Origin of the sequence: Hydrogenophaga sp. BPS33, assembly GCF_009859475.1 — a bacterium.
Lineage (GTDB): Bacteria > Pseudomonadota > Gammaproteobacteria > Burkholderiales > Burkholderiaceae_C > Hydrogenophaga.
The window spans coordinates 2,982,830-2,996,306 of sequence record NZ_CP044549.1 but is presented as its reverse complement, the minus strand read 5'-3'; the positions used below and the strand labels follow the sequence as shown (position 1 = coordinate 2,996,306).

Annotated in this window: 12 protein-coding genes; 2 read left to right on the top strand and 10 right to left on the bottom strand. The window is 63.0% G+C overall.

The window, feature by feature from the left end; translation table 11 throughout:
* Window positions 1-6 precede the first annotated feature (6 nt).
* On the bottom strand, window positions 7-1,104 hold the full coding sequence (locus tag F9K07_RS13960; protein ID WP_159594012.1) for an acyltransferase family protein: 1,098 nt from the start codon (window positions 1,102-1,104) through the stop codon (window positions 7-9).
* 84 nt (window positions 1,105-1,188) lie between these two features.
* Here F9K07_RS13960 and F9K07_RS13955 point away from each other — a divergent pair, with 84 nt between their 5' ends.
* Both F9K07_RS13955 and F9K07_RS13950 read left to right on the top strand, forming a co-directional pair.
* Window positions 1,189-1,881: a 4'-phosphopantetheinyl transferase family protein gene (locus tag F9K07_RS13955; RefSeq protein ID WP_159594011.1), complete on the top strand. Its 693-nt coding sequence runs from the start codon at window positions 1,189-1,191 to the stop codon at window positions 1,879-1,881.
* A gap of 138 nt (window positions 1,882-2,019) precedes the next feature.
* Window positions 2,020-3,480, top strand: a complete 1,461-nt coding sequence (locus F9K07_RS13950) for an oligosaccharide flippase family protein (protein WP_236581960.1) — start codon at window positions 2,020-2,022, stop codon at window positions 3,478-3,480.
* 6 nt (window positions 3,481-3,486) lie between these two features.
* On the opposite strand, the gene F9K07_RS13945 is transcribed toward F9K07_RS13950, so the two are convergent.
* From F9K07_RS13945 to F9K07_RS13905, 9 genes are all read right to left on the bottom strand, one after another.
* Window positions 3,487-4,536: a hypothetical protein gene (locus F9K07_RS13945; RefSeq protein ID WP_159594009.1), complete on the bottom strand. Its 1,050-nt coding sequence runs from the start codon at window positions 4,534-4,536 to the stop codon at window positions 3,487-3,489.
* 8 nt (window positions 4,537-4,544) lie between these two features.
* Window positions 4,545-6,020: an MBOAT family O-acyltransferase gene (locus F9K07_RS13940; RefSeq protein ID WP_159594008.1), complete on the bottom strand. Its 1,476-nt coding sequence runs from the start codon at window positions 6,018-6,020 to the stop codon at window positions 4,545-4,547.
* Window positions 6,021-6,122: 102 nt separating this feature from the next.
* Entirely contained in the window at window positions 6,123-7,211 is a 1,089-nt protein-coding gene (locus F9K07_RS13935) for an acyltransferase family protein (protein WP_159594007.1), read from the bottom strand.
* Window positions 7,208-8,581, bottom strand: coding sequence for a putative O-glycosylation ligase, exosortase A system-associated (locus F9K07_RS13930; RefSeq protein ID WP_159594006.1), 1,374 nt, complete (start codon window positions 8,579-8,581; stop codon window positions 7,208-7,210). Before F9K07_RS13930 ends, F9K07_RS13935 begins: the two co-directional genes overlap by 4 nt.
* A gap of 9 nt (window positions 8,582-8,590) precedes the next feature.
* Window positions 8,591-8,728, bottom strand: a complete 138-nt coding sequence (locus F9K07_RS13925) for a hypothetical protein (RefSeq protein ID WP_159594005.1) — start codon at window positions 8,726-8,728, stop codon at window positions 8,591-8,593.
* Window positions 8,725-9,897: a glycosyltransferase family 4 protein gene (locus F9K07_RS13920; RefSeq protein WP_159594004.1), complete on the bottom strand. Its 1,173-nt coding sequence runs from the start codon at window positions 9,895-9,897 to the stop codon at window positions 8,725-8,727. Before F9K07_RS13920 ends, F9K07_RS13925 begins: the two co-directional genes overlap by 4 nt.
* Entirely contained in the window at window positions 9,894-11,114 is a 1,221-nt protein-coding gene (gene wecC, locus F9K07_RS13915; protein WP_159594003.1) for a UDP-N-acetyl-D-mannosamine dehydrogenase, read from the bottom strand. The genes F9K07_RS13920 and wecC overlap by 4 nt, the downstream gene beginning before the upstream one ends.
* Window positions 11,115-12,254, bottom strand: a complete 1,140-nt coding sequence (gene wecB / locus F9K07_RS13910) for a non-hydrolyzing UDP-N-acetylglucosamine 2-epimerase (RefSeq protein WP_159594002.1) — start codon at window positions 12,252-12,254, stop codon at window positions 11,115-11,117.
* Window positions 12,251-13,465, bottom strand: coding sequence for a TIGR04063 family PEP-CTERM/XrtA system glycosyltransferase (locus F9K07_RS13905; protein ID WP_159594001.1), 1,215 nt, complete (start codon window positions 13,463-13,465; stop codon window positions 12,251-12,253). The genes wecB and F9K07_RS13905 overlap by 4 nt, the downstream gene beginning before the upstream one ends.
* Window positions 13,466-13,477: the final 12 nt, after the last annotated feature.

The window sequence follows — 13,477 nt, the reverse complement described above, 5'->3', positions numbered from 1 at the left end:
TCAGCGTCACTCTGGGGCCAGCCTGCGCGCCAAGGCCCGCAGCCACTGGCGGTACCTGTCGCGGCGCAACTCCCCCACCTGCGCCACGACCCAGGTGAAGAAGCAGACGACAAGGAAGGTCACGAAGTAGATGCCCCAGGAGGGCGCGCCAAAGCCCATGGCCTGTGCGCAGAGCAGCAGCGTGTAGTGAATCAGATAGAACGTGAAAGTGAAGCCGGCGAGAAAACGGATGGCCCGCGCGCCCCGATCGCCAAAGCTCCACCCGCAATGCGCGGCCCCCACCACGAACAGCGCAAACAACAGCGCCATCACATAGTCGGAGAGGACGTGCACCGTGGAACCTGGATCGAACGGGCTGGGCAACCCGCGGCTGATCCAGGCATACAACGCCTTCGATGCAGCATCGGTTTCGGCGCGAAGACCCGAGAGAAAGAACACGCCATAACCCAGCATGGCCGCGAGCATGAAGGCCCAGGCCCATGCGCGTGTCACGCGCAGGCGGTCCATGCGCCGATACAGCACCACGCCCAGCCACCACACCGGCCACAACAGCAGAATACGAGGCCCCATGATCAGCAGAACCACGACCACGACCCGTTGGCGCGTCCGGCCTTGCAGGTACAGCAGACAGCCGAACAGGACGTAGTACCAGACTTCGTATCCCAGCGACCAGTAGGGCGCCATGCTCAACGGCTGAATGGCACCGAACCAGGTTTCCCCGAGAAAGAGCCAATGAAACGGGAGGTGCAGCCACAGCCGTGGGTATTGCCAGTCGACCACGTAGAGACTGGGGTCCCAGCGCATCCCGATCAGATCCACCGCCAGCGCAAAGAGCACCGCGGGAATCGCCACCGAATACACCCGGGAAAGGCGCGCCAGCGCGTAGTGCCCCGCGCCACCTGCATCCAGCCGCTGGCGGCTGGTGTGGGCGATGACGATGCCCGAGATCACGAAAAACGCGGTGACCGCATCATCGGCAGAGCGCTGCCAAGTCGCGCTCACACCCTCGGGCGCCACGAGCAGCAAAGAGGAGTGCCCGACGTAGACCGCCAGCGCGGCCAGCACGCGGCACAGATCCATCCAAACAGAAAGAGCCGGAGTCATGGTGAAGTGGGTCTGAATTCGATCGGTGTGCGCAACACAGACGTGCATGGCGCTACAAGCGCCCGCTATCCTACCGGTCCAACGATGAATCCGATACCACTGACTTCCCTCGTCTCGCCCGCCATTCACCTGTGGCTGGTGGATCTGGGCGCGGGCCTCGACAACGCAATGCGCACACCCCAGCTGGACGCGAACGAACTGGCCAAGGCCGCGCGCTTTCGCTTCGAGCGCGACGCGCGCCGCTACCGGATCAGCCACCAGGCCCTGCGCAGCGTGCTCGGTGACCACGTGGGCAGACCTGCCGCTGCGCTGGCGTTCACCGAAGGCGCCTTCGGCAAACCACGGCTCGTGGGCGCCGGCATGCCGCACTTCAACATGAGCCACAGCGGCGACTGGGCGCTCATCGGCGTGTGCGACGCCGTGCCGATTGGCGTGGACATCGAAGTGATGCAACCGATGGACGATCTGCAGGCGCTGGCCCGACGCAATTTCAGCGCCAGGGAGTTTGCCGCCTTCGAGGCGACCGCGTCGACCACGCAGCTCGACGCCTTCCTGCGCTGCTGGACCCGCAAGGAGGCCTGCCTGAAAGCCTTGGGCAGCGGCCTCTCGATCGAACCCCATGTCTTCGAAGCGGGGCTGGGCACCGAATCCATGTCGACCTTCATCGATGTCGATGGTCGACCCTGCCGCATGAAGGTCGAGCACATCGACCTGCCCATCGCCGCCAAAGCGGCTTGCGCGCACCTGTTGGCTCAGGACGGAGATCTGGCCATGTAGCGCGGGCATGGCAATTCAAGTGTAGATGTGGTGCCAAATACCTCAATTCGGCCTGTGCATGCGGCGCGCAGGAAGTCTGCCTCTCTACAATGTGCGGGCACTTGCCGGTGCCATCCCGCGATCAACCTCTACCCGCCATTGAACTCGCTCAGAAAAAAAATCGGCCTTCAGTTTCTGGTGAGCAATGGCGCCACGGTCGCCAATTTCTCCCTGTCGGTCATCCTTGCGCGCCTGTTGACACCCGAAGACGTCGGTATCTTCTCCATGAGCGCGATTCTGGTGACCTTCGCGCACGTGTTTCGCGACTTCGGTGTGTTCTCCTACATCGTCAAGGAGAAAGAGGTCAACCTCCAGACCATCCGCACGGCGCTCGGCGTTCTGCTGCTTTCATCATGGAGTGTGGCCGCCATCCTGTATTTCTCCTCGTATCTCTGGTCCGACTTCTTCAAGACGCCAGAAGTCGGCGACGTGGTGAAGGTGCTGGCGATCGGCTTCGTCTTCATCCCCTTCGGCTCCATCCCCTTCGCGCTGCTCACCCGCAACCTCGAGGTGAAGCGAACGTCCAAGGTCATGGCGATCTCGGTGGTGACCTACTTCATCGCCAGCATCGTGCTCGCCTACACGGGCCACGGCCACATGACGATGGCGTGGGCCAATCTGATCAACATCATCGTGACCGGCGCGGCCTACCACTGGTACTCCACCACGCCCATGCCCTGGATTCCCAGCCTCAAGGGGTGGCAGAGGATCACCCACTTCGGAACCGGCTCCATCACCACCTCCACCATCGCGGCGCTGGACATGGCCCTGCCCGACGTGATGCTGGGAAAAATGAGCACCCCCTCGGCGGTCGGGTACTTCAACAAGGCGGTCTCGGCCGTGGCCTTGCCTTACACGGTGTTCAAGTCCACGATCGACTATTTCGCCCTGCCCTACCTGTCCAGGCTGCACCACGCCAACGAAGACATGGCCGGCGCCATCCAGCAGGCCTCGTCCTACATCTCCGTCATCATCATTCCCGCCATGGTCTGGATGACCGTGATGGACCGCGAGATCATCCTCTTCCTGTTCGGGCCGCAGTGGGAAGGCAGCGTCAACGTGATGCCCTGGCTGTGCCTGGGCGGCGCGGTGGCCGTGCTGTTCAGGCTCACCCCTCCCGCGCTGATGAGCATCGGCAAGCCCTATGTGGCAGCCGTTCCGCTGTTGCTCATCCTCAGCATCAAGATCGCGCTCGCCCTGGTTCTTTTCGATGGCTCATTGGTCAGCTTCGGCATCGCGATGGCCGTGGGTCAGATCATCGGCATTCCCGCCTTGCTCTTCATCAACAGGCACTATTTCGGCCTGGGCGTGCGGCGCTGGTTGCGGGGCAACGTCTCCATCCTGATCGTGTCGGCGGCCACGGGTTGCGTCAGCTGGCTGATGAAAACCTACGTCCACCCCAATGCGTCCCTTTTCTTCAGCCTGCTGATCAATGGCGTGGGATTCCTGGTGGCCTGGTACGTGTGCGTGATCACCATCAAGCCACCCATCGAGGTGGAAGTACGCCGTTTCAGCGCCAGTGCCCGCGGCATCCTCCGTCGGCGCTGGTCGGACACCTGAGCGCGTTCACAACGCGTTGGAGACCGGCTCCATCACCAGGCGCACACCGATGCGGTTCAGATGGGCATCTTGCGGCGCGACATTGATGGCCCGCCGGGTCAGCGCCGCGTTCGCGGCATACACCGGCTGCATGTCCAGCACCAGCGCGCCCCGTTCGCGCAACCTGCGCATCAGATGGTCGCGCTCGAGCTTCATGAGCGGCGTCTCCGGTGCCAGGCCGCTGCGATCGCCGTCCATGGCGACCACGAGCTTGCGCAAGCCCAGCGGCGCGACGGTGGCAAAGAAGTGCTCCAGCACTGCGTCCACCATCTGCCTGGACCGCGCCGCGGCATTCGGATCGACCGGCAGGCTGCGCCCCTCGTGCGCAGGCGCTGGCGCATCCTGCATCTCCGGCGTGGAGCGGGTGAACATGCTGCGCACCAGGGCGGAAGGCTTGAATCGAATCTGGCTCATCACATACTGGAGCAGCGCGGAGTGGCGCAGCACATTCTTCAGAAAGCCTGAAGGGGCTTGCCGCTCGATGCGAGGCTCGAAACTGCCGGGATCCAGGCATCGGCTCACCACGTGCCCCGAACCGCACAAGGACTGCCCGGCGTCCAGCGGTTGCATGAAGATGACGACATCTCGCACCTGGAAGCGTTCATGCGCGACGCGAATGCGCTGGGCATAGTCCAGCAGCGCGGTACCGGGCGTGCCCATGGCATACACCTTGCGCCCGCCCAACAGGCGCTCGAGTTGCGCGGCGGGACGGTCCTTCGCATCCAGCATGGAGGATTCCACATAGCTGTCGCCAATCAGGGCCACGGCATCGGCGTCGGGGGCGAAGTCGTGGTCGGCCAGGAAGCCCCAGTTGTTGGCCTGCAGCGATTGCGCATGGCGCAGCGCCCATCCCGAAGACACTTGCCAGCGGTGGTGCGGTGGATAGGTCAGAAGGTCGGGATCGAGGTGGTAATCGGTCTGCGTGGCGGTCGACACGGGCAGGACACGAAAGACCAGCTCGCCCGCTACGAGCAACGCCAGAACACCGACGCCAGCGGAAACAAGGGCTCGCACCATCGCCGTCCTCAGAAGTTGAAATAGATGAAGGCGCTCACCGCGTCGCGTGCGGTGTTGAGCACCACCATGCAGGCAGAGAACACCAAGGCGGCAGCGATGACGGCGGGACGCCATGCAGCGCTACGGCGCAGCCAGATCGACAACCGCTCCCCCATGGCATTGCTGTTGGGCAACAGCACAGCCATCGCGCCCAGCACCACGCACCATCCGATGGCCGTCCCCGCTTCGAGGCCGGCGTTCCACAGCAGCAAGCCGGCATCCGTGTGCGCGGGGGTTCGCCCCAGCATGGCCAGCAGCACACGCTGTGCACCATCGAGGGTTTCGGCGCGGAAGAACACCCAGGCGACCACCACCGCCAGGAAGGTCAAGGCCCAAGCCAATAGCGTGAACGCGCGGCTGGCGTCCAGCGCCGAGCGCAGGCCCAGCCGCTCCATCGCGGCGCGAAACAGGTGATTGATCACGAGATAGGCGCCGTGCAAGGTACCCCACAAGATGAAGGACCAACTCGCACCATGCCACAGTCCACCCAGCAACATGGTCAACGCCAGGTTCAGATAGCGACGCACCACGCCACGCCGATTGCCACCCAGCGACACGTACAGGTAGTCGCGCAGAAAGTTGGACAGCGAGATGTGCCAGCGCCGCCAGAAGTCGCTGATGCTGGTGGCCTTATAGGGCGAATTGAAGTTGAAGGGCAGCCGGATGTTGAACATCCAAGACAGGCCGATGGCCATGTCGGAGTAGCCCGAAAAATCGAAGTACAGCTGGAAGGTATAGGCCAACGCGGCGATCCAGGCTTCCGCGCTGCCCGGCGTCACGCCGCTGTCGGCCGGGTTGAAAACGGCGTCTGCGTACGGGGCGATGCCATCGGCCAGCACCACCTTCTTGAACAGACCGATGGAGAAGATCACCAAGCCTAGCCCAAAGTGCGTGGCATCGAAGCGGTACACCGCCGGGTTGGCGAACTGCGGCATCATCTGCGCGTGGTGCAACACCGGACCCGCCACCAGATGCGGGAAGTAGGTGACAAACAGGCCATAGTGGACCCAACGAACCTCGCGCACTTTGTTCTGCCAGGTGTCCACCAGGTAGGCGATCTGGGTGAACGTGAAGAACGAAATGCCAATGGGCAGGACGATCCGCCCGAGGCGCCATTCGCTTCCGAGCACCGCGTTGATGTTGTCGACGAAAAAGTTGGCGTACTTGAAATAGGCCAGGAGCCCGAGGTTGAACACCAGGCCCACCACCAGCCAGAAGCGGCTTGCCCGCTCGGACGCTGCGATGCGCCGGCCGATCAGGAAGTTCGCGGCGATCGAACCCAGCAGCAGCAGCGTGAACTCGGGCACCCAGTAGCCGTAGAAGAAGACCGACGCCAGGAAAAGCCACACCGCGGGCCAGGTGCTGGAGCGCCATCCCAGAAGGAAGTAGCCGCACAAGACGATCGGCAGGTACAGAAACGCGAATGTGCTCGTGGTGAACAACATAAGACAACCGCCTTGAAATCGGCACCCGATCCGGGTCTCAAGCCTGACGGCGGGCCGAACCGCCAGGCAACACAAAGAGATACGACGAGAAGCTGTGCGTGCTCAGAGCACCTTGCCTTGAACCACCGGCTGGGCTTTGCGCCAGTGCACACGCTTGAGCCGTTGAATCAGGGGCAATTCCACGTAAGCCCCGATCAGCGAGGAAAGCAGCACAGCGAAAACCACCGCGAAGGCGAACGTGGCCAACTCGGGCAACTGGTGGTAGATGCCGAGTTTGAGCAGGATCATGAACGCGACGTTGATCAGCACGATGTGTGCGAGGTAGATGGAGTAGGACACCGCCCCCAGCCAGACCAGCCAGCTCGGAGCGCGCAGGCCGGCATCCCGCTCCGCCGTCACCAGGGCCACGATCACGCATGCGCCGGCAACGCCGAGCATCAGGCGCCCCAGGTGACTGTGCAACCCCATGGGCCCAAACATCTCGATGAAGATGCAGACCGCGTAGAAGCCCACGGCCCAGTAGCAGTAGGACAGGCGCCCGCGCAAAGGCAGCTTGTCCAGCAGCAGGCCGCACGCCACCCCCATCAGAAACTGGATGCAGTAGCTGTTGTCGAGGTTGAGCGGCAACAGATCCTTGGTCACGCCAAATATGTTCATCAATACGAAGATGGCCCAGACGCCAAAGAGCATGAGCCCGAGCCGGCGGTTCAGGATCAGCAGCACGAACATGACGTAGAACATCATCTCGTATTGCAGGGACCAGGCCACCCCGACGTACTTGGGAGGCTCGCTGTCCATCAAAAGAAACACGGTGCCCGGCACATCAGCGAGCGACATGTCCAGGAACACTTCCTTGCCCAAGGCCAACTTGCCTCCCAGGGTGATGGCGATGGTGAGCAGGAGAATGAACCAATAGATGGGATAGATGCGGGTGACCCGACGCCAGAGATAGTCCAGCGCCACACCAGGTCGACCCAGTTTGTCGCGCTGTATGTAAGCGATGACGAAACCGCTCAGCACGAAGAAGAAATCAACGCCCACATAACCGAAGCCGAAGAAGTTGTTCACCCCCACGTGGCCTGTGAGGTGCTCCACACGCATCATGTTGCCTGCGTGAAGGAACACGACCAGAAGCGCGGCCACCGCACGGGCAGCCTCGATCGACTGGATCTTGATGGGGTGTGCGGTCATGTTGCGCCCCTTTTTGCGGTTCGAGCATTCGACGATGACGATGACGATGACGCCGTCGCTGTCGCAGGCAGGTGCGACGCCTTGACTTCCTTGAGTGCCACCAGATACACCACGCCCATCAGCATCATCAGGATGTAGGGCAGTTCAAAGTACGCTGCGCTCAACGCAGACCCGGTGATCACATAGATCGCCACACAACCGGCCAAGGCATTGGCCAGGTCGAACGCCCAGTGCACCTGCTGCATGTTCTTTCTGGCCAGCAGGCGCACCTTGCGCCAGTAGTACAGCGAACTCAGGATCAGCAAGACGAACAGGCCCAGCCCCACGAAGCCTTGATCGGCGACCACTTCAAACCAGATGCTGTGAGCCGCCACCGCGCTGGAGTTCAACACCGGGGTTTCCACAAAACCCATGAAGCCCTGGGAGTACTTGAATCGGTCCCAGACTTCGTACGACTGGATGGCACGGTACCCACCGCCAAAGATCGGGTGAGCCAGCGCAATCGCCGAACTGATCTTCCAGGCCGCCACACGGCCCATGAAGGAGTCGTCTTCGTTGGCCTCCTTGATCGTCTCCATGCGTTGGTACCAGGACTCCGGCACGATCTGAGACAGGACCAGCACCACTGCCAGGATGAGAAAGAAGCCACCGACCTTGTGGCGGCTGATGAGCAGCATCCAGGCGGTAAACACGGTCAGGCCGATCAGGCCGCCACGCGAGTTCGTGGCCACCACGGCCAGTGCAATGAAGCCCAGCATGCCGAGCCATCCCAGGCGCACCAGGCGATGGCTGGCGTGGCTGAAGAGGGTGTAAACCAACGGCATCATCATGAGCAACATCATGGCGTAGTGGTTGTTGTCGGCCACGCCCACGATGCCCGAAGCGTTGTGAGCCCCCAGGCTGACGATGGACTTGGCCCCGTCCACGATGCCGCGTGTACCGATGGCCAGGACGATGGCCGTCACCAGCACCACCACCCGGGCCCGACTGTTCACCATGAGCGGCATCATGAGGCAGAAGGTGATGGTCTTGGCCATGTCGCCCCACATCTCCCAGTTTCGCCCCGTGCCGGCGTAAGCGAACAACGCACACAGGAAACCGTGGAAACAGATGAGAAACAGGAGAAGCACCAGCCCGCCGATCGGCATGATCCCTTGTGCCGTCATGTCCAACTGCCTGCGCAACACCACCGACACCAATGTGATGGCCGCGAACAGCATGACGTACGGGATCGACGCCATCGGGCCGTACACGTAGGTGCCGAGCGACGCCAGCCCGGCCCATCCCCAGAGCACGTAGGCATTGAACGTGTTCTTGACGGCAAAGAAGATAAAGCCCAGCAAGGCCAGGGCCACCACAGCGTCACGCATGCACCATCCTCATTTGTCCTTGGGGTCTTTGCGATACGCGAACAGCCCCGGCAAGGACTTGAGCTTGCGCGCGTCGACCCGGTCGCTCGCATACAGCAGCACGCCCATGGCGAGCAGTTCGAGAATGAACAGAACCGCGTCGATCACACCATGCTCCTGAAAAGTTCGTATTGCCCTTCGGACGTCGATTGCCAGGAAAACTTCTCGGCATGTGCCCGGGTCGCTTCGCGCGCGGGCAGCTTCGTGCGCAGGCGATGCCAGGCGTCGACCAGACCGCGGGCATCGCGCGTGGCCATGAGCACGCCCGCATCGGGGCCCGTGACGATATCCGGCGTGCCCCAGATGTTCGTGGCGATCACCGGTGTGCCGCAGGCCATGGCCTCCAGCAGCACATTGGCCCACCCTTCCCGGCTCGAACATAGCAGCAGCGCATCGGCGGCGCTATACCACCAACGCAATTCGGTCTGCGCAACCGCACCCGCGAAGAGCACCCGGTCTTCCACCCCAAGGCGCCTGGCCAGCGCCTTGAGGCTGCCTTCTTCCTGGCCGCCGCCGACGACAAGCAGGCGAACGTCCTGTTCAAGCTCAACCAGCGACTCGATCGCAATGTGATGCCCCTTGCGCTCGATCAGATGCCCGACCGAAAGCAGGTAGGTGCGCCCGGCTTCGAGGCCCAGTCTCTGCCGTGCCGTTTCGCGCGGCTCCGGCCGGAACCGCTCCAGGTCCACGCCATTGCGCAGGGTATGCAACTTGGAGGCATCGGCCCCCAGGTCGCGCAAGGCGTCCATGAGTGCCCGGCACACGCCAATGGAGGCATGGGCCTGCGCAGCCGTTTGCAGGATCCAGCGGCGCGGAAGCGTGTACTGGGGAATCAGGTTGAGGTCCGTGCCGCGCGCGGTGACGACGAAGGGTTTCTTGAGCCAGCGCGCCAACATGCTGGCCGCCACGCCGTCAGGGTAGTAATAGTGGGCGTCGATCAGATCGAAGTCGAAGCCATCGCGCTGAAGGCGGCGGATGGTCCTCAAGGCGCTGATCGCCATGGTGTAGGGAGCCACGGTCATCCCGACCTTGGGAGGCAGCAGGTAGCGCGGATGGTGGACTTCGATGCCATTGTGCAGCTCGGTCCTGGGCGTCGCCGCAAACTTGGCGTAGTCGCCGAAGCGGGGGTGCTTCGACGGGAACCACGGCACCGGCGCAACCACCCTGGCTTCAATCCCGCCGAGCTTGAGCAGTTCGCGCAGGCGCGTCTCCACGAAGATTCCGTGGATGGGCCGGACCGAACTTGGGTACAGCGAGGAGAAGAGCAGAACCTTCAACGCAACACGCCCTTGGTATCGATGACCACCTTGTCCTTGACGATCTGCGGATCGATCTCCAGGAACTCTTCATGGTCCACCAGCAGCAGAAGGATGTCGGCTTGCCGGATCACGTCTTTCAGATCGTGCAGCGGGAAAGGCACCTTCTCTGCCGCCACGTTCGGGTCGCAGGCCATGACGGTACCGATGTTCGACGCCATCAGCATCTGGACAATGTCCATCGAAGGCGACTCGCGCATGTCGTCGATGTTGGCCTTGAAGGTCAGTCCCAGGCAGCCGATCACCGGCGTGCGAAAGCGCTCGGCCTTGGCGCGAACCTTCTCGATGACCCAATGGGGTTTCGCATCGTTCACTTCGCGCGCGGTGCGGATCAGGCGGGCCTCGTCGGGCGCGCTGGCCACGATGAACCAGGGATCGACGGCAATGCAATGCCCGCCCACGCCGGGTCCGGGTTGCAGAATGTTCACGCGCGGATGGCGGTTGGCCAGCCCGATGGTTTCCCACACGCTGATGCCCAGGCGGTCGCAAACGACGGACAGTTCGTTGGCGAATGCGATGTTGACGTCGCGAAACGAGTTCTCCACCAGTTTGCTCAATTCGGCCGTGCGGCTGTCGGTTTCGAGGATGGCGCCGTTGCAGAAGGTCTTGTAAAGCGCCTTGGCCTTGGTCAAGGCCATCTTGGAGGTGCCCCCGATGATCCGATCGTTGTCCACCAGCTCGCGCAGGATGTGACCGGGCAGCACCCGTTCCGGACAATGGGCGAAGTGCACCTTGCCTTTGAGTTCCGGGCGCATCGACTCGATGATCTGCTGGATGAACTGGGTCGTGCCCACGGGCGAGGTCGACTCCAGGATGACCAGGTTGTCTTCGCGCACGTACGGCGCGATCGCGCGGGTGGCGGTTTCCACATAGGACAGGTCGGGCGCCTTCGGGTTGCCGTTCTCCTCCTTGAAGGGTGTCGGCACGGCCAGAATGAAGGTATCGCCCTCCTCCGGCACGGTGGATGCCCGCAGATTCCCGCTGTTGACGGCCGAGCGCACCAGGATGTCCAGATCGGGCTCGATGATGTGGATGCGCCCCGAATTGATGGTATTGACCGCGGCCTCGTTCACATCCACACCGAGCACGGTGTGGCCTTTGGTGGCCAACATGGAAGCGGTGGGCAGGCCAATATAGCCCAGGCCCACCACCACGATTTTTTGCGTTTCACGCGCCATTCAAGCTCTCCCCCGCATTGACAAGATGGTTTCGATGATTCTCTGCACGGCCTTGCCATCGCCGTAGGGGTTGTGCGCCCTCGACATGTCGGCATAGGCCTGGTTGTCCTTCAACAGCCGGCCGGCCTCGGCCACGATCCGCTCTCTCTGCGTTCCTACCAGCCTCACCGTGCCGGCCTCGACCGCTTCGGGTCGCTCGGTGGTGTCGCGCATGACCAGAACCGGCTTGCCCAGCGAAGGCGCCTCTTCCTGCACACCGCCCGAGTCGGTGATGATCAGATGCGATCGGTCCATGAGATACACAAACGGAAGGTAGTCCACGGGATCGATCAGGTGGACATTGGTCAAGGCACGTGCGGCCAGGATGTCGGCGACGGGCTGTCGCACGTTGGGATTCAGGTGCACCGGGTATAGCACTTCGACATCGTCGTGCTCCGTGGCAATGTCGACCAGGGCGTGACATATGTTCCGGAAGCCTTCACCAAAGTTCTCGCGGCGGTGCCCGGTCACCAGGATCAGGCGGCGGTCCGGGTTGAGGAAGGCGAACTGCTCGTCGAGCGCGCGTCTGGCCTGCGCGTCGTGGCGCAATTTGTCCGCCACCGCCAGCAGCGCGTCGATCACGGTGTTACCCGTGACGTGGATGGTGTCGGCCGCGACACCTTCGCGCAGCAGGTTGTCCCGAGCCACCGGCGTGGGTGCGTAATGCAGGTCGGCGATCGCGCCCGTGATCCTGCGGTTCATTTCTTCAGGATACGGCGCCAGCTTGTTCCCGGTGCGCAGGCCGGCCTCGACATGTCCGACCGGAACACGCGAGTAGTAGCCCGCAAGGCTGGCGGCCAAGGTGGTGGTGGTGTCGCCGTGCACGAGCAGCAGGTCCGGCTTTTCCAGTGCCAGCACCGGCTTCATGCCGTCCAGAATGTTGCGGGTCACATCGAACAGGTCCTGCCCCGGTTTCATGATGTTGAGATCGTGTTGGGGCACGATATCGAACAGCCGCAGCACCTGATCGAGCATTTCGCGGTGCTGCGCCGTCACGCACACCACGGTTTCCAATTGGCCTTGCCGGGCTTGCAAGCCCTTGACCAGGGGCGCCATCTTGATGGCCTCGGGGCGTGTGCCGAACACGGTCATGACTTTCATGGCGCGGCTTTCCTGGTCAGTCGCTCGTAAACGGGTTTGTAGTTCGCCACGCTGTTGCGCCAATTGCGGACCGACTCCACGAAGTGGCGCCCATTGGCTCGCAAGACCGGCCACTGCGCCTCGCTCTGCAGCAGTTCGAGCAATGCCGACGTCAGCGCGGCGACGTCGTCGGCCTTGAAAAGAATGCCGGTCTTCCGGTGCTCGACGAGTTCCTTGTGCCCGCCGACGTCGGAGGCGACGAAGAGCTGTTCCTGGGCCATGGCTTCGAGCGGTTTGAGCGGCGTCACCAGCTCGGTCAAACGCATCGAGTGCCGTGGATAGGCCAGGACCCGGATCAGTTCGTAGTAGCGCGACACTTCGGCGTGCGGCACGCGGCCGGTGAACACGACGTGTTCCTGCAGGTTCAAGGCCTGCACCAGGGCCTTGAGCGCGGCTTCCTGCGGCCCGCCGCCCACCAGCAGCAGACAGGCGTCGGGGCGCACCTGGCGCAGCTCGACCATCGAGCGAACCAGCAGATCCAGCCCTTCGTAGGCGTAGAACGAACCGACGAAGCCGACCACGGTCTTGCCGCCGAGGCCCCAGCGGCTGACCAGCGCCGGGTCCGGCGTGCCCGACGGCTGGAACGCTTCAACGTCGACCGCATTGGGGATGACGGTCACGTGCGACGGTGGGACGCCGCGCGCAGCGATGTCCTGCCGCAGGCCTTCGCAGATGGTGAACACGTGAGCCGCCTGGCGAATGGCGCGCGTCTCCAGGGCACGGGTGAGGCGGTAGCGCAAGCTGCCTTCCCGCGTGCTGCCGTGGTCGACCGCCGCATCCTCCCAGAAGGCACGGATCTCGTACACCACCGGAATGCCCAGTTGCCGGCCCACCTGAATCGCGGGAAGCACATTGAGCACCGGCGAATGGGCATGTATGAGATCGGGTTTGACCTGCCGGGCCACCTCGTCGAGGCGGGTTCGCAGTTGCCGCATCAGCAGCAGTTCGCCCGCCACCGGCCAGCGCGAGCCCATGCCCGCCACCGGCGCCGTGCGGTGAAAGCTCAGGCCGTCTACCGTCTGTACGGCCTCCTCGCAAACACCTTGTTTGGGCGATGTCAGATGGTGCGTTTCCCAGCCCAGCGCGCGTTGCTCGCGCAACAGCGCCGCGGTCCGGAAGGTGTATCCGCTGTGCAGCGGTATCGAGTGATCAAGGACATGCAGTACACGCATAGGAAGGCTGCC